Below are 16,389 nucleotides of genomic sequence, written 5' to 3'. Positions count from 1 at the left end.
GCAGGCGGTGCTCGATGGCGTCGGTCAGGGCTCCCGGCGGGCGAAGATGATCGCGCCGAGCTTGCTCTCGGGTGAGGTGACCGTCGTCTCCGCCTCGACCCGGAATCCGCTCTCGCGCAACCGGGCCGACACCTGGGCCGGCCGGCGGCGATGTACGTGGATCTTCATGGGGTGGCCGCCGTAGCCCTCCGTCTTGAGGGTCGTCTCGTCGCCCACGTGGAAGCCGAGCAACAGTGGGCCGCCGGGGCGTACCACCCGCCGGAAGTGCGCGAGGACCGCGCCGAGCTGGTCGTCGGGGATGTGGATGAGCGAGTACCAGGCGATCAGGCCGGCGACCGAGCCGTCGGCCAGGTCGAGGTCGGTCATCGAACCCACCTCGAACCTGAGGTCGGGATGGTCGCGGCGTGCCACGGCGATCATCCCGGGGGACAGGTCGATGCCGAAGGCGTCGACGCCGAGTGTGTTCAGGTGGGCGGTCATGCGCCCCGTCCCGCAGCCGACGTCGGCGACAGGTCCACCTCCGGTGGTGGCCACGAGTTCGGCGAACAGCGCCAGGGCGGCTCGTTCGTACGGTGCATGGGCCAGGAAGTCGCGCACCAGGTGCGCGTAGTCGACAGCGACGGTGTCGTAGGAGGTGCGGGTGTCTGCCAGCCAGTCGTCTGCGGTCACCATGGCTACGCTAATTCAGCGAATACTGGTGCGGTGACCGTGCCCGTCCACGTTTCTGGAGGCGTCCGACCATGACCTTCGCGCCGGTGACCGTCAGCCTGCCCATCGCCGACCGTCCCACCTCGTACCGCTTCTACCGCGACGGGCTCGGCCTCGACGCGGTGGGGGAGCTGGCCGACGACGGTCTTCCGGAGCCGTTGCAGTTCGCGGTGAACGACGGGCTGCGGCTGATGCTGATCCCGAGCGGTGGCTTCGGCTGGGTGATCGGTGCGAACGAGGTCGCCGCGCGGGGGCAGAGCGAGTGCGTGCTCAGCCTCGACGTCGCCTCGCCCGCAGACGCGGACGCGCTCGTCGAGCGGGCGCGCGCCGCCGGCGCCGAGGTGGTCACCGAGCCGGCGGCACAACCCTGGGGGTACGCGGGCACCTTCGCCGACCCGGACGGTCACCTGTGGATGGTGTCGGTCACTCCCGGGTGAGCGTGCCCGCCCGGCAGCGGTCAGGCGTAGATGGTCTTCACGTACTCCGGGCCGTAGTGCCGTTCCAGGTCTTCCAGGCTCTCCGCCGGCGCCTCGACCTCCTTGATCAGTCGGGCCCGGGTCGGCAGCGCGTCCGGCTGCCAGGTCTCCGGCCGCCACAGCTCGGAGCGCAGGAACGCCTTCGCGCAGTGGTAGAAGATCTGCTCGATCTCCACCACGACGGCGAGGATCGGCCGGTGTCCCTTGACCACCATGTCGTCGAACCAGGGCGCGTCGCGCACGAGCCGGGCGCGTCCGTTGATCCGCAGCGTGTCGGTGCGGCCGGGGATCATGAAGAGCAGGCCGACGTGCGGGTTGTCGAGGATGTTGCGGTAGCCGTCGGCCCGCTTGTTGCCCGGCCGTTCGGGAAGCGCGATTGTCGTGTCGTCGAGCACCAGGGCGAACCCGGCCGGGTCGCCCTTGGGCGACACGTCGCAGGTGCCGTCCGCCCCGGCCGTGGCCACGAGGCAGAACGGCGAGGCGGCGAGCCAGTCGCGGTCGCGTTCGTGCAGGCGGGGGCGGTCCTTGTTGGCGGCCCGTGGATGGGGCACGCCGAGCAGGTCGCGTAGCTCCTCATGCGAAGTGATCTCCACCGTCACGTCGATCCTCCCTCGACCGTTGAGCCGGTGGCGGGTACCACCATCGGCCAGCCTAGGCCGCCGTGACCAGCGCGAGGTTTGCGCCGGGTCGCCCGGGGTACGGCCCGCCGTACGAGACCGTCGCGCAGTGAAGCCGACACGTGGAGGCCAGGACATGGAGAGCCGACTCAAGGTGCTGGGTCACCCAGTCCATCCGATGCTTGTCATGTTCCCGGTCGCGCTGCTGGTCACCGCAGTGTTGTTCGACGTGGTGGACACGGTCGGCGGTCCCGACTTCCTCGGCGAGGTCGCGTACTGGAACATCACCGTCGGTCTGATCGGCGGCCTGCTCGCGGCGGCGGCCGGCTCTTTCGACCTGCTGGCGATCCCGACGGGCACCCGCGCGAAGCGGGTCGGTCTGCTTCACGCGGGGGCCAACGTCGCGGTGATCCTGCTCTTCGCGGCCGTCTGGGCGGTCCGGCTCAACGCGGACTCCCGGGCCGCCGGCGGCGCCTTGATCGCGATCGAGATCGTCGCGCTGGCGATCCTCGGCATCAGTGCCTGGCTCGGCGGTGAGCTGGTCGACCGGCTCGGCGTGGGCGTCGACCGGGACGCCGGCCTGGACGCGCCCAGCTCCCTGCGGCCGACCACGGCCCCTCAGCGGATCGGAGAGGTGAGATGAGCGAGCAGCAGAGCGGCGGTTTCAGCAGGGGGTGGCGAGGCCGCCAGCAGGGCTGGGACCCGATGGGAGAGTTGCAGTCGTTGCGCGCCGAGCTGAGTCGCCTGGTGGGTGGCCGGTCCGCGTCGTCAGACGTCGAGCTGACCGAGACCTCCGACGGCTGGGAGGTGGTCGTCCGGCTGCCCGGCGTGGCGCCGGAGGAGGTGGCGGTCGAGCTGGACGACCGGGAGCTGTGCGTGCGGGCCCGTTCCGAGGCGGAGGTCAACGCCGACCAGGGCATCCCCGGCGGCTTCGAGACGCGGGGCTTCGAGTACCGGATCGACCTGCCGTCCCGGGTCGACCCCGACGGAATCGACGCGGTGATGGACCACGGTCTGCTCCGCGTCCGGGTGCCCCGCGCGACGCGGCCCACGCCGCGCACCATCACCGTCGGCCGCACCGGGCCGCGTTCCGGCAACGCCTCCGGGGGTACGCCGATGCCTGCCGATCCCGCGGCGGACCGGGAGCTGCACCACCCGGACACCGTCGGCGAGATCGACAGGCCGTAGCGGCCCGCGTGGCCACCCCGTCCCTGCTCGGCCCGACGGCTGGGCTCGTCCCCGACGTGCAACGGATCGCCGTGCTGCGCGCGAACGCGCTAGGTGACTTCGTGTTCGCGCTGCCGGCGCTCGACGCGCTGCGTGCCGCGTACCCCTCGGCGGAGATCGTGTTGCTCGGTGCGCCGTGGCACGTGAAGCTCTGGCAGGACCGGCCCGGCCCGGTGGACCGGGTCCTTGTGGTGCCGCCCGCCCCCGGCATCCGTACGCCGGAGCCGGGTGAGCCGGAGTCGTCGATCGACGACTTCGTGGCCGCCGCCGTCGGCGAGGACTTCGATATCGCGGTGCAGATCCACGGCGGAGGGGCCAACTCGAATCCGTTCGTCAGTCGGCTCGGCGCCCGGCTGACCGTGGGTCTGCGCGCCGACGACGCGCCGCCGCTGGACAGGTGTCTGCCGTACATCTACTACCAGCACGAGGTGATCCGCTACCTGGAGGTGGTGGGGCTGGTGGGCGCTTCGGCGACCACGATCGTGCCGACGCTTGCCGTCACCGACGACGACCGGGCCGAGGCGGCCCGGGTGCTCGGGCCGGCCGACCGGCCCCGGGTGGCGCTGCACCCGGGCGCCACCGACACCCGCCGTCGCTGGCCCGCCGAACGTTTCGCCGAGGTGGCCCGTGCCCTGCACGACGACGGGTACGAGGTGCTGGTCACCGGTACGCCCGCCGAGCAGGAGGTGGTTGACCGGGTGGTCGCGGCGGCCGGGGTGCCGGTCCGGCCGCAGGTGGGCACGTTCAGCCTGGGCGGCCTCATCGGCTGCTACGCGGACTGCGCCCTCGTCGTCTCCAACGACACCGGCCCGGTGCACCTGGCCGCCGCGGTGGGCACGCCCACGGTCGGCATCTTCTGGGTCGGCAACCTGATCACCACGGCGAATCCGTTGCGGGGCCGGCACCGGCCGATCAGTTCCTGGATGGTGCACTGCCCGGTCTGCGGGGTGGACTGCACGCCTGGCATCTACCCGCACCGGCCCGGCGACGGCGAATGCCCGCACCGCGACTCGTTCGTCACCGACGTGCCCGTCGTCGAGGTGCTGGAGGCCGCGCGGGACCTGCTCAGCCGGTAGCGGGCGCTCAGGCCGGCTGCGGGGTGTCCTCGTCGGCGAGGACTACCTCCCACGCCTCCACGTCCCGTTCGGTGACGGTGGTGGGGGATTCCAGGTGGTAGGCGCCGCTGGGCAGGATGCCCGCCCCGCCGTGCCGGGCCAGCACGGCGAGCTGGGCGGCGACGTCCTCGCCCTGGTGCTTCTCGTGCACCCGACGCCAGAAGTCGAACCCGCCCGAGTCGACGAGCTTCGCCCGGTCGTAGAGCACACACCCGCCGATCCAGGACACCTTGTACGCGCGCCACGCGCCGGGCGGCAGCGCCACCTGGTCCGTGACGTGCAGCAGGTTGGCCGCCGAGTGGATCCGGGCCCGGTCCCACTGCGGGGTGCCCGGCCGGATCCGCTCCGGCGTGGGTGGCCCCGACCACTCCTCGTAGTGCCCGTGCGCCTCCGGTCGGACGTCCTCGACGTACGACAGGCCGTGCACGCCGTTGCCGACGAATCCGCAGCCCAGCTCACCTATCGCGGTGACCAGTCGGTGCAGCGCCCCCGGTTCCAGCCAGACGTCGTCGTCGAGGTTGAGCACGTACCGGGCGGCCGAGGCGGCGAGCAGGTACGCGCGGTGTTCGGCCAGCCCGCGTCGGGGCAGCCGGCGGGTCAGCAGCACCGGGTGCCCCCGGTGTCGCAGCGCCCGGGCCATGGTGGCCGCCGCCGGGTGGGCGTACGCGGGCTCACCGTCGGACTGGTCGCTGACCACCACCCCGAAGCCGGGCACCCCTTCCTGGGCGGCGAGCCCGGCCAGGGTGACAGCCAGTTCGGCCGGCCGGTTGCGGGTCGGGACCAGCACGTCGACCAGCCGGTCGGTGCGGAAGCCCTCCGGCGTGCCGGGGTCGAGGGGGCGGTTCACGACGCGCGGGTGCGGGTGTTCAGCGACGGGTCGGGTTCCCGGGCCGGCTCGGGTTCCCGGTCCTGGCTGTGCGCCCGGATCCGCTCGATGATCGCGGACGTGGACCGGTCCGGCACGTACCCCAGGGTGCGGACCTGCCCACCCAGCCGGCGCACCAGCGGCGCCTCGGGCACCAGCTCCGGTGGGTAGTCGCCGCCCTTGACGTACACGTCGGGGCGGACGGCCTCGATCAGCGCGGCGGGTGAGTCCTCCTCGAAGACCACCACGTGGTCCACACAGGACAGGGCGGCGAGCAGGGCGCCGCGGTCCTCGACCGGGTTGACCGGCCGGTCCGGGCCCTTCAGGCGGCGGACGCTGCCATCCGAGTTGACCGCGACGATGAGCAGGTCGCCCAGGGCGCGGGCCTGCTCCAGGTAGCGGACGTGGCCCCGGTGCAGCACGTCGAAGCAACCGTTCGTGAACACCACCGACCGTCCCGCCTCGCGGTGCTCGGCGACGAGCGCCTCCAACTCGTCGGTGCCGACGAGCGACGGGTGCCCGACGGTCTCCGGCGGCAGGTCGAGCGCGGTCAGCAGGTCCTCGCGCCGGCACACGCAGGTGCCGGTGTCGGAGACCGTGATGGTGGCCGCCAGTTGGGCGAGCTGGGCTGCGGTGGGCAGCGGTGCGTCGGCGGCCAGGGCCAGCGTCATCGCCGCCAGGTACGCGTCGCCGGCGCCCACGGCGTGGCTCGCCGGTACGGGCGTGCTGTGGCTGCGCCGTGGCTCCCCGTCAGCGCCGCCGACCACCGCGCCCTCGGTGTCGAGGGTCACGGCGACCACGTCCGCCCCGGTGTGGGCGCGCAGTTCGGCGAGGCGTGACTCGGCCAGGACGGCCCGGTCGACGCCCGCCCCGGCCTCGGTGTTCACTGTGACGCCGGTGCCCGTGACGCTGAGCCCGTCACCGGTCAGGGCGACCCGGCCCTCGCCGGGTGTGGGCTCACCGACCGGGCCCTGGCGGTCGTCGGTGGCGTCGTCGGCGCGGGCTCCGCCCGGGGCGGCGCCGACGCTCAGTTCGGACGGGCCGTCGGCCGGATCGTGGTCGGGATGTTCCAGGTGCAGACCGGGGCCGGTCGCCGGTCGGGTCGCACCGCCGGCGCGGGCCAGCAGTCGGGTCGCCTCGGCGAAGCTGGGAGTGACGACCGTGGGCGCGAGCCCCCGCCAGTCGGCCAGGTCGTGGGCGTCCAGCGCGACAGTGGCGTACCGCTCCCGCTGCTCGACCAGCCAGGCGCGCACAGGCGCGGGCAGCGCGCCGAGGCCGTAGTCACAGACCACAAGCGTCGGCGCCTCCCCGCCGGCGGCGGCGCGCAGCTCCTCGGTGGCGCAGTCCAGGGCGGTGAGCAGTCGGGTCACGCCGTCCGGGTCGAGCGCGTCGTCCGGGTCGCCGGAGTCCTCCCGGAGCAGGATCTGGTTGCCGGCCAGCATCCGCCGCTTCACCGGGGTGGGCCGGCCCGGCTGGTTGACCGTCCGGTCCCAGACGCCGGCACGGTCCAGGCAGTCGTGCAGTTCGTCGCCGGCGACGTCCGCGCCCACCGGTGCGACAAGCACCGCCCGGCCGCCCAGGGTGGCCACGTTGACCGCGGTGTTCGCGGCCCCGCCGGCGGCGGAGATCCGCCGACGCAGGGTGAGGACCGGGGCGGGTGCCTCCCGGCACAGCCGGTCGGACTCGGCGAACCGCCACTCGTCCAACATGGCGTCGCCGACGACGAGGACCGGGCGTCCGAGCCAGCTCTCCACGACGGTGGCGAGCCGGCGCTGTTCCGCTGCTGCTCCTGCCATGCCGCCCCGGGTCCCCAGCGGCCTGCCGGACAAACCTGCGCGGCGACGGGTCGTGCCCTTCCTTACTGGCTGGGGCCGTTTCGGGCGTTGCGGGTCGGGAAGGGAACTGTGGTACCCCTCGGAAAGGAGATGTACCGAGATGGCAGCGACACTTCAGGGCAAGCGGATCGCCTTCCTGGCCGCCGACGGCGTCGAGGAGGTCGAGTACGTCCAGCCGCGCGAGGCGGTCGAGAAGGCAGGCGCGACGGCCGAGCTGGTCTCGCTCAAGCCCGGTTCCATCCAGGCGTTCAACCACCTGGACAAGTCCCGCACGTACGACGTGGACGTCACCGCGGACAAGGCGGACGCGGCCGGCTACGACGGGCTGGTGCTGCCCGGCGGGGTGGCGAACCCGGACTTCCTGCGGGGCGACCCGGACGCGGTGCGGTTCGTGAAGGCGTTCTTCGACGCGGGCAAGCCGGTCGGGGTGATCTGTCACGGCCCGTGGACGCTTGTCGAGGCCGACGTGGTGCGGGGCAGGCGGATCACCTCCTGGCCCACCCTGCGGACCGACCTGACCAACGCCGGCGCCACCTGGGTCGACGAGGAGTGCGTGACGGACGGCAACCTGACCAGCAGCCGCAAACCGGACGACCTGCCCGCCTTCTGCGCCCAGATCACCAAGGCCTTCGCCTGACCCCACCCGCCCCACCGGCGTTGATCATGAGGTTGCCGCCATCGAGGCCGGCGTGTCGTGGCGATAACTTCATGATCAACACCGGTGGGGCGGGGTTGGGGTTTTTCGCGGCTCGGCGCATGTTCTGCGGCTCGCGGGATAGAAGGGCACATGACCACCGAAGCCTCCGCCGCGCCGGTGCTGAACCGTCAGCAGATCCGGTTGCTCATGATCGGTCTGATGACCGGCATGCTGCTTGCCGCACTCGACCAGACAATCGTCGGTACGGCCCTGCCGACAATCGTCGGTGAGCTTGGCGGCATCAACCACTACTCGTGGGTGGTGACCGCGTACCTGCTCGCCTCGACGGCGTCGACCCCGCTGTACGGCAAGATGGCCGACCTGTACGGGCGCCGGCCGGTGTTCCTGTTCTCGATCGGCACGTTCCTGGTCGGGTCGCTGCTGGCGGGACTGTCGCAGAACATGACCCAGTTGATCGTCACCCGGGGCATCCAGGGCCTCGGCGCCGGTGGTCTGCTGACGTTGGCGTTCACCATCATCTCGGACGTCGTGTCACCCCGCGAGCGTGGCCGCTACCAGGGGCTGTTCGGCGCGGTCTTCGGCATCTCCTCGGTGGCCGGCCCGCTGGTCGGTGGTTACTTCGCGGAGACGGACTGGCGGTGGATCTTCTACATCAACGTTCCGCTGGCGATCCTTGCCATCGTGGTCTGCTACCACGTCATGCGACTGATCCCGTTCGAGCGCCGCGACCACGCGATCGACTGGCTCGGCGCCGGCCTGCTGGTCGCCGGGGTGAGCTGTCTGCTGCTGGCGCTGAGCTGGGGCGGCAACGAGTACGCGTGGGGCTCCGGGGTGATCATCGGGCTCTTCGTCGCGGGTGCCGTACTCGCCGTGCTCTTCGTACTCCAGGAGGCCCGGGTCGCCGAACCCATCCTGCCGCTGCGCCTTTTCCGCAGCGCCACGTTCGCGCTCGCCAACTCGGCCGGGTTCGTCCTCGGTCTGGTGATGTTCGGGTCGATCATCTTCATCCCGCTCTACCTGCAGATCGTCAAGGGCGCCTCGCCGACCCGCAGCGGTCTGCTGATGCTGCCGATGATGACCGGCATCATCGTCACCTCCATCCTCACCGGGCGTGCGATGAGCCGGATCGGCCGGTACAAGTGGTTCCCGGTCGCCGGGTCGGTGACGCTGCTGGTCGGCATGTTCCTGTTCACCCAGTTGAAGGTCGGTACCTCGCTCTGGCTCGCGTTCGCCTTCATGGTGGTGATCGGCGTCGGCCTGGGGCTCTGCATGCAGTCGCTGGTCCTCGCGGTGCAGAACGCGGTCTCCGTCCGTGACCTGGGCGCCGGCACCTCGTCGGCGACGTTCTTCCGGTCGCTCGGCGGTTCGTTCGGGGTGGCGATCCTCGGCGCGGTGCTCTCCACGCGGCTCGCCGGAGGGCTGTCCGACCGGCTGCCCGGCGCGATCGCCCAGCTCCCGCCACAGCAGCAGGCACAGGTGGCGGCGAGCGGCGGCACGAACATCTCGATCAACGACCCGGCGACCATCATGGCCCTGCCCGGGCCGGTGCGGTCGGCTATCCAGAACGCCTTCGTCGACGCGCTCGACATGGTCTTCCTGACCGCCGGCCTGATCGCGATCGTGGCGGTGGTGGTGACCCTGGCGCTGCCCAACAAGGAACTGCGCGGCGCCGGTCCGCAGGGTGCCAAGGGCGGTGCCGACCCGCTCGGCGGCGAGGCTCCGGCACCCGGCGGCAAGCCGCTGACCCGCGAGTCCAAGGACGAGGCGGCCGCCGACATGGAGGCCAAGTCCCAGACGATGATCTGACCTGGCCCCCTCCGGGCCGCCCCGGGTGTCGCCGGGGCGGTCGGGAGGGGCGGCGGTGGACAACTGACCGTCACGTGCCCGAGGTGGGTCCGGCACTCGCGCGTGAACGGGCCCCCGTCCCGCCGTGTGGACCGCGTAACGAAATCACGACCTTCGACGTCCTTCAGGGGGAACCGCCGATCAGCGGTTCCCCCGGCCGGTCGCACGGGGCGTACCGGCCGGCGCCGCTCGCGGCGGCTCCGCCGGCCGCGCGCGGTCTTCCTACCTACTCGGGGGACGTGCATGCCTCAGTACCTCGGACGCCGCCTGCTCGGCGTCGGTCTCGCGCTGCTCACCTCAGCTGCGGCAGTCGCGACGACGCAGGCCACGCCGGCCGCAGCCGCCGGCCGCGCCGACCTACGGCTCGACCTGGCCACCGTCAGCTCCTCGGCCCTGATCTGGCCGGACCGGACGACCGTGGTCGTGCGGGCGAGCGTCGACAACATCGGCACGGCGGGCGTGGACGATGTCCGGGTCTCCTTCAAACTGCCCTCCGGCAGTTCGATCGCAGGCGCATCCTGGCAGTGCGACTACACCACCTTCGAATGCGTCCACTCCTACGGCGCGGTGCCGGCGGGCGGCTCGGCGGAGCCGCTACAGATCTACCTCAACCTCCCGGCCGGACCTGCCGGAAAGGTCGCCACCATCGCGGCGACGGCCTCGACCAGCGCGCGTGAGGTGACCAGGACCAACAACACCGACCAGGTCCAGACGACCTACGCGCTCGCCGCGGACCTGCACCTGCTGCCCGGCCCGGACACCGGGGTGTGGGGCGAGACGGACGTGCCGGTCGAGGGTGGGCTGCTCCAGCCGATGTTCACAGTCAAGAACACAGGTACAGCGACCGCGCAGAATCTCCGGCTGGTCGTCGACCGCCCGACAGGCGTCACGCTTGACGGCGAGCCGTCCGGCGCCGACGGTTGGACCTGCGACCTGGCGTCGACGCCGTTGATCTGTACCGCCGGTCCGCTGGCCCCGGACGCCACCGCCGCCATCACCATCCCCATGCGGGCTGTGGCAGGCGTCGACGACGAGCGCTTCTCCGTGCACGGACGGGTCACCACGTCCAGCCGGGAGTGGATGACCGACTCGAACAACGAGACGGACGTGCGGTACCGCTACGTCGGTCCCGGCCCGGTGGACGCCACCGACATCGCGGTCACCAACGTGGTGCTCCTCGACGATCAGGTGGTCGCGGGCGACACCGTGCCTGTCGGTGTCGTGGTGGAGAACCTGTCCGACCAGCCGGCCGAGGACGTCCGGGTCCGTCTGCTGCTCGCCCCCACGGTGCGGCCGACGGCCGGCCGTGCCGGCAATCCGGACTGGACGTGCGAGCCGGGGCAGGAGGCCGGGAGCGGCGTCTGGTACTGGGAGTGCCAGCGGGACGCCGTGTACCGGGGCGAGTACCACTACCTCCCGCTCGACGTCACCGTCGGCGCCGGTACGCCCGCCGGCCCACTGACCCTGACGGCGGCGGTGACCTCCGCGAACCCGGACACCGACCAGGCCAACAACACCCGTTCGGCAACGACTTCCTACCTGCCCCAGGGCACCGTACGCGGCACCGGCTGGTACGACGAGGACCGCGACGGCCAGCGGGACGCCGGTGAGCCGTTGATCGGCTACGAGCCGCCGGTGAACAGGCTGACGTTCATCCCCGAGGGCGGGTCCCCGATCGAGGCGCCCACGTCCGGATTCTCGATCTACGGCGACTACGAGCGCGCGTTGCCGCCGGGACGGTACGTGGTCCGGGCCGGGCTGACCTACGGCTGGCTGCCCACCACCCCGGACGTCGGGGACGACGCGACCGACTCGGACGTCACGCTGGTGCCGGAGTCGCCGTACAACGCCCAGTACGCCGACAGCACGGTGATCGAGGTGGTGGACGGCGGTGTGGTGACGATCGACGTCGGTGTGGTGCCGGCGAACTGATCCGACCTGGTGAGGCCCCGGAGCCGACCGGCTCCGGGGCCTTCCTACTTGAGGATCAGGCGGTTGGTCTTCTCGAAGACGTCCAGGTCGTCCAGGGTTTCCAGGACCGAGCCGGAGAGCGGGGCGGGGAACCGGTCCCGGGGGAAGAAGCCGGCGTCGGTGGTCTCGTCGGTGGTCCGGGTCAACTGCCCGTCCCACTCCTCGACCTTGAACGCCGTGGTGAAGACCTGGTACGTGTGCCCGTACATGTTGGTGCTGGTCCGGTCCGGGCCGGTGTAGAGGGCGAACGCGCAGACCCGCAGCGCCCTCAGCCCGGTCTCCTCGCGGACCTCCCGCACCGCGCAGTCGGCGATCGACTCGCCCAGCTCCATGGCCCCGGCGGGCATGGCCCACTGGCCGTTGTCGGAGCGTTGGATCAGCAGGATGCGTCCGGCGTTGTCGCTGACCACGGCACGGGCGCCGACGAACATCAGCGTCCGGTCCCCGGCGAGCGCGCGTAACTGTCCCACGTACGAATCGGCCCAGGAGATGCTCACCTGCGACAATTTACGGGGGTTCCCAAGGTGTGACAGGCGACACTAGCTTGTTACCCATGCGTAGCACGATGATGGACGCCCCCCTTCAGGTCTCCCGGATCCTCGACCACGGCGCCACCGTGCACGGCACGGCGGAGGTGGTCACCTGGACCGGCGCCGAACCCCGCCGGATGACGTACGCCGAGGTGGGTCGGGCCGCCGCCCGGCTGGCACACGCGCTGCGTGACGAGTGCGGGGTGACCGGCGACGAGCGCGTCGCCACCTTCATGTGGAACAACAACGAGCATCTGGTCGCCTACTTCGCGGTGCCGAGCATGGGCGCGGTGCTGCACACCCTCAACATCCGGCTCTTTCCCGACCAGGTCGTCTACATCGCCAACCACGCCGAGGACCGGGTGGTGCTCGTCGACACCACCCTCATCCCGTTGCTGGCCCGGGTGATCGGCGAGCTGACCACGGTGCGGCACGTGGTGGTGGTCGGCGGCGGCGATCCGGCGCCGCTCGTCGCGGCCGCCGGTGACCGGATCACCGTGCACCACTGGGACGCGCTGCTCGCCGACCGTCCCGAGGTGTACGACTGGCCCGAGGTGGACGAGCGCGACGCGGCGGCGCTCTGCTACACCTCCGGCACCACGGGCAACCCGAAGGGTGTGGCGTACTCGCACCGGTCGATCTATCTGCACTCCTTGCAGGTCTGCATGCCGGAGGGCTTCGGTCTCGGACCGACCCACCGGGAGCTGGCCATCGTGCCGATGTTCCACGCCATGTCGTGGGGCCTGCCGTACGCGGCGTTCCTCTCCGGCGCGTCGATGATCATGCCGGACCGGTTCCTCCAGGCCGCCCCGATCGCCGAGATGATCGCCGCGGAGCGGCCCACCCTGGCCGGCGCGGTGCCGACGATCTGGACCGACCTGCTGGCCTACCTGGACGACCACGACGTGGACACCTCCTCGCTCACCGAGGTGATCGTCGGCGGGTCGGCCTGTCCGCCGGCGTTGATGCACGCGTTCGACGAGCGGTACGGGATCGACGTCATCCACGCCTGGGGGATGACGGAGATGTCCCCGCTGGGGTCGGTCTCGCGTCCACCGGCCGGCGCGAGCGGTGAGCAGGCGTGGCGGTACCGCTACACGCAGGGGCGGGTGCCGGCGGGGGTGCAGGCGCGGATCGTCGGCCCGCTGGGCGAGCCGCTTGCCGCCGACGGCACGGCCGTGGGGGAGCTGGAGGTCCGAGGGCCCTGGGTGACCGCCCGGTACGTCGGCGACGACGTCCCGGACGAGGAGAAGTTCCGCGACGGTTGGCTGCGTACGGGGGACGTGGGCACCCTCTCGCCGGACGGGTACATCACGTTGACCGACCGCGCCAAGGACGTGATCAAGTCCGGTGGTGAGTGGATCTCGTCGGTGGAGCTGGAGAACGCGCTGATGGCCCACCCGGCGGTGCTTGAGGCATGCGTGGTGGGTGTGCCGGACGAGCGGTGGGACGAGCGGCCCCTGGCTACCGTTGTGGTCCGGGAGGGTGCCTCGGTGACCGCCGAGGAGCTGCGCGAGTTCCTGGCCGGTTCGGTGGCCCGCTGGCAGTTGCCCGAGCGGTGGGCGTTCATCGACGCGGTGCCGAAGACCAGCGTCGGCAAGTTCGACAAGAAGGTCGTCCGTTCGCAGTACGCCGGGGGCGAGCTGACTGTCCGGGAGCTGACAGCCCCGTAACGTATTTCCGGGCACCGTCGCCTGTTGGGTGAGGGATTACTCCTGACATTCCTCCCCAGGGGGGCGGCCCCGGCGTTCGCACCGCGCCGGGGCCGCCCGTTCCACGCGGGGCGACCCGCACTGTCATTGTTGCGAAACTTGTTCGCCTCTGTCCTGATGACGGGGAAATCGGGTGGTGCGCGACCCGATCAGGCGTCGCTGGTGCTGATCAGCACCTTGCCCACCGCCGAGTCCTCCACCGCCTGGTGTGCGTCGGCCGTCCCGGCCAGCGGATAGCGGTGCAGCGGCAGGCCCGCGTCCGCGCCGACCCGGATGCCTCCCTGGTTGGCCGCCGCCGCCACGTCGACCACCCCCTGCGCCTTGGCCGCCTTCGGCTCGGTGTAGACGAGCACGAACTGCCAACGCGCGTTCGGCACCATCATCGGGCGGATCGGGATGGTCACCTCGCCCCCGCCGTCGTCCGCGTACATGCACACCGCGCCGCCGTGCCGCAGCACCTGCACGTCGATAGCGGCGTTCCGGGCGGGGGAGACCTCCACGATCGTGTGCACCCCGTCGGGGGCGATCCTGCGGACCTCCTCGACCACGTCCTGCTCCAGGTAATTGATCACGTGGGAGGCGCCGGCCGCCGCCGCGAGCTGCGCCTTCTCCGCGCTGCTCACCGTGGTGATCACCGTGGCGTCGGCCCAGCGGGCGAGCTGGATCGCCGCGTTGCCCACCGCGCCCGCCCCGCCCTGCACCAGCACCGTGTGGTCGGCCAGGGCACCGGCGCGCAGCGCGTCAGGCATGAACTCACCGGCGGTCAGGCAACGGTGCGCGGTGAGGAACGGGATGCCCAGACTGGCCCCCACCTCGAACGAGGCGTCACCCAGGCGTACCACCTGCCGGACCGGCACCAGCGTGTACTCCGCGGCGGTGCCCCACGGCCGCCGCCAGGCCGCCTCCCAGATCCAGACCCGCTCACCGATCAGCTCACGGCCGACCCCTTCGCCGACCGCCTCCACCACACCCGCCCCGTCCTGGCCGGGAATCTGCCACCCGTCCGGCGCGGCGCTGCGGCGGGACTTCCAGTCCGTCGGATTCACCCCCGAGACCGCCACCCGGACCAGGACCTCGCCCGCTCCCGGCTCCGGCACCGGCCGGTCGACCAGTTCCAGCACCGAAGGATCGCCGGTGCGCTCGTACACGATGGCTTTCATCCGTGGTCTCCTCACCCTGCACGGCTTCCGCGCCGAGCACCGCGGCTGCGGTACCCCGCTCAGCCTCGATCAACCCAGGTCGTCCACCAGCTCCGGGGTCAGCTCGCCGATCGCGGCGAGCGACACCACGGCCAGCCCGGCCGCGTCCGGGTCGAGAGGGTACGACCCGTGCGGCACCGCCACCACACGCATGCCCGCGGCGGCGGCGGACCGGACCCCGTTCGACGAGTCCTCCACCGCCACGCAGCGGGCCGGGTCGACGCCGAGGTGCCGCGCCACGCTCAGGTACACGTCCGGGGCCGGCTTGCCGCGTTCGGTCTCCTCGGTGGACAGGGTCGTCACGAACGCGTCGGTGAGACCGGTGGCGGCCAGCGCCGCCGCGATCAGCCGGGTCGGCGACGAACTGGCAAGCCCCAGCGGCCACCGCGCGGCCAGCCGGCGCACCACCTCGTCGGCGCCGTCGATCAGGGGTACGTGCTCCCGGTAGCGCCGGGTCATCTCCTCGACCACCTCGTCGGCGACCTGCCCGGCGGTGCGGTCCACCCCCAGCTCGCCGCTGAGGTAGTGCGCCCACTCACCGGTGCTCATGCCCATCAACCGGCGCTGCGTGTCCGGTTGCCACGTGCCGCCGTGCGCCGCCACGTACGCCCGCCGGACCTCCTCCCACACCGGCTCGGAATCCACGATCACGCCGTCCAGGTCGAAGACCACCGCATCCGCCACGGGCCCATCCTGCCCGACCCGGAGGCGTCCGGTCAGCCGGGCAGCGCGGGCAGTCCGATCGGGCTGCCCTCCGGGATCAGCGTGTGGCAGGACCTGGCGATCGGCTCCAGCAGCTCCCGGAGCCGGTCCGTGTCGTCGGAGCCGAGGGTCTGCCACGGGTGGGCGGCAGCCAGGTCTGTGGCGTCCTCGACCGCCTGGAAGCCGGCCCGGCCGTGCTCGGTGGCCGTCCCGTCCGGTGTCAACCAACCCCGCTGCGTCAACCGCTCGCGGGCGGCCCCCCACTGCTCCTCGGACCAGCCCCGACCCAGGAGGTTCTGCGGCGACATGTCCACGGCGACCCGCCACGCCAGGGTCTCCACCGGGTCCAGGCCGGCGGCCACGAGCGCCGCCACATGCCCGTCGCCCCGGTGCTCGCGCAGCGTGGTCGCGGCCTGCCACATCCGGGCCAGGGGGTACTCCCCGATCGGCAGCGCCGCGTTGACCGCGCCGAGCAGCCGGCCGGCCGTCTGCGCCGCCCCGGCGGCCCGCTCCAACAGGTCGGCGGTCTCCGCCAGATGGGTCTCCGGCAGCTCGTACGTCAGCTCGGCGAGGGCCTGCACCGCGCCGGTCAGCCGGGCACGCAGCGCCTCCTGCGGAGTGGCCAACCGCCACACCGCAGGCAGAGCCCTGGTCACCATGGGCGGCGCGAAGGTGAAGAACGCGGAGATCACCGGGGCCGCCTCGGTGGGGCCCAGCGGAGCGGCCCGCCCGGCGAAGTAACCCCGCCAGTAGCCGCGTAGCCCGACCGCCTCGTACGCGGCCCGCGCCCGGGGGTGGAAGTAGGTGACCGCGTGCACCGGCTCGAAATGCGTCCACATCAACCGGGCCGTGCGCCCAGGCTCGTCAGTCACGTGCACCTCCGCGTCCCGCGTCCGCATGGTCACCCCGGGCGGTGGGCCGCCCGGGGT

General features: G+C 72.1%; 16 protein-coding genes. 8 read left to right on the top strand and 8 right to left on the bottom strand.

From position 1 onward, the window contains the following. Positions 1-24: 24 nt before the first annotated feature. Entirely contained in the window at positions 25-669 is a 645-nt protein-coding gene (locus ACZ6N8_RS04460; protein WP_466007495.1) for a class I SAM-dependent methyltransferase, read from the bottom strand. Positions 670-740: 71 nt separating this feature from the next. On the opposite strand from ACZ6N8_RS04460, the gene ACZ6N8_RS04455 reads away from it, so the two are divergent. Then, positions 741-1,145 (top strand): VOC family protein, encoded by a 405-nt coding sequence (locus ACZ6N8_RS04455; RefSeq protein WP_466007494.1) that lies wholly within the window; start codon positions 741-743, stop codon positions 1,143-1,145. 20 nt (positions 1,146-1,165) lie between these two features. Here ACZ6N8_RS04455 and ACZ6N8_RS04450 read toward each other — a convergent pair whose 3' ends face one another. Then, the gene (locus ACZ6N8_RS04450; RefSeq protein WP_466007492.1) at positions 1,166-1,783 is read right to left on the bottom strand and encodes a pyridoxamine 5'-phosphate oxidase family protein; all 618 of its coding nucleotides are present in this window, start codon (positions 1,781-1,783) and stop codon (positions 1,166-1,168) included. Positions 1,784-1,937: 154 nt separating this feature from the next. On the opposite strand from ACZ6N8_RS04450, the gene ACZ6N8_RS04445 reads away from it, so the two are divergent. The 3 genes from ACZ6N8_RS04445 to ACZ6N8_RS04435 are packed head-to-tail and all read left to right on the top strand — an operon-like array spanning position 1,938 to position 4,104. Then, on the top strand, positions 1,938-2,444 hold the full coding sequence (locus ACZ6N8_RS04445) for a DUF2231 domain-containing protein (protein ID WP_466007490.1): 507 nt from the start codon (positions 1,938-1,940) through the stop codon (positions 2,442-2,444). Continuing rightward, positions 2,441-2,989, top strand: coding sequence for an Hsp20/alpha crystallin family protein (locus ACZ6N8_RS04440; protein WP_466007488.1), 549 nt, complete (start codon positions 2,441-2,443; stop codon positions 2,987-2,989). The genes ACZ6N8_RS04445 and ACZ6N8_RS04440 overlap by 4 nt, the downstream gene beginning before the upstream one ends. Positions 2,990-2,997: 8 nt before the next feature. Beyond that, the gene (locus tag ACZ6N8_RS04435) at positions 2,998-4,104 is read left to right on the top strand and encodes a glycosyltransferase family 9 protein (protein ID WP_466007486.1); all 1,107 of its coding nucleotides are present in this window, start codon (positions 2,998-3,000) and stop codon (positions 4,102-4,104) included. 7 nt (positions 4,105-4,111) lie between these two features. Here ACZ6N8_RS04435 and ACZ6N8_RS04430 read toward each other — a convergent pair whose 3' ends face one another. Together ACZ6N8_RS04430 and rfaE2 are read right to left on the bottom strand one after the other, a co-directional pair. Then, complete coding sequence (locus ACZ6N8_RS04430) at positions 4,112-4,990, bottom strand: glycosyltransferase family 2 protein (RefSeq protein ID WP_466007484.1); 879 nt, start codon at positions 4,988-4,990, stop codon at positions 4,112-4,114. Beyond that, positions 4,987-6,804: a D-glycero-beta-D-manno-heptose 1-phosphate adenylyltransferase gene (rfaE2, locus tag ACZ6N8_RS04425; RefSeq protein WP_466007482.1), complete on the bottom strand. Its 1,818-nt coding sequence runs from the start codon at positions 6,802-6,804 to the stop codon at positions 4,987-4,989. Before rfaE2 ends, ACZ6N8_RS04430 begins: the two co-directional genes overlap by 4 nt. A 139-nt stretch (positions 6,805-6,943) precedes the next feature. On the opposite strand from rfaE2, the gene ACZ6N8_RS04420 reads away from it, so the two are divergent. From ACZ6N8_RS04420 to ACZ6N8_RS04410, 3 genes are all read left to right on the top strand, one after another. Beyond that, positions 6,944-7,480, top strand: a complete 537-nt coding sequence (locus tag ACZ6N8_RS04420) for a type 1 glutamine amidotransferase domain-containing protein (RefSeq protein WP_364368998.1) — start codon at positions 6,944-6,946, stop codon at positions 7,478-7,480. Between the two features lie 150 nt (positions 7,481-7,630). Then, complete coding sequence (locus ACZ6N8_RS04415) at positions 7,631-9,307, top strand: MDR family MFS transporter (RefSeq protein WP_466007480.1); 1,677 nt, start codon at positions 7,631-7,633, stop codon at positions 9,305-9,307. Between the two features lie 282 nt (positions 9,308-9,589). Then, a complete protein-coding gene (locus tag ACZ6N8_RS04410) occupies positions 9,590-11,278 on the top strand; it encodes a hypothetical protein (RefSeq protein WP_466007479.1) in 1,689 nt (562 codons plus the stop codon). Between the two features lie 44 nt (positions 11,279-11,322). Here ACZ6N8_RS04410 and ACZ6N8_RS04405 read toward each other — a convergent pair whose 3' ends face one another. After that, complete coding sequence (locus ACZ6N8_RS04405) at positions 11,323-11,814, bottom strand: NUDIX domain-containing protein (RefSeq protein WP_466007477.1); 492 nt, start codon at positions 11,812-11,814, stop codon at positions 11,323-11,325. Positions 11,815-11,885: 71 nt separating this feature from the next. Here ACZ6N8_RS04405 and ACZ6N8_RS04400 point away from each other — a divergent pair, with 71 nt between their 5' ends. Beyond that, on the top strand, positions 11,886-13,520 hold the full coding sequence (locus tag ACZ6N8_RS04400) for a long-chain fatty acid--CoA ligase (protein WP_466008293.1): 1,635 nt from the start codon (positions 11,886-11,888) through the stop codon (positions 13,518-13,520). Between the two features lie 188 nt (positions 13,521-13,708). On the opposite strand, the gene ACZ6N8_RS04395 is transcribed toward ACZ6N8_RS04400, so the two are convergent. The 3 genes from ACZ6N8_RS04395 to ACZ6N8_RS04385 form a co-directional block, all read right to left on the bottom strand. Next, complete coding sequence (locus ACZ6N8_RS04395) at positions 13,709-14,719, bottom strand: NADPH:quinone reductase (protein ID WP_466007475.1); 1,011 nt, start codon at positions 14,717-14,719, stop codon at positions 13,709-13,711. Positions 14,720-14,788: 69 nt separating this feature from the next. After that, positions 14,789-15,442 (bottom strand): HAD family hydrolase, encoded by a 654-nt coding sequence (locus ACZ6N8_RS04390; protein WP_466007473.1) that lies wholly within the window; start codon positions 15,440-15,442, stop codon positions 14,789-14,791. Between the two features lie 32 nt (positions 15,443-15,474). After that, the gene (locus ACZ6N8_RS04385) at positions 15,475-16,332 is read right to left on the bottom strand and encodes an SCO6745 family protein (RefSeq protein WP_466007472.1); all 858 of its coding nucleotides are present in this window, start codon (positions 16,330-16,332) and stop codon (positions 15,475-15,477) included. Between the last annotated feature and the right edge of the window lie 57 nt (positions 16,333-16,389).

This window comes from Micromonospora sp. NPDC047521 (genome assembly GCF_055587305.1).
This window is presented reverse-complemented; position numbering and strand designations above follow the sequence as displayed.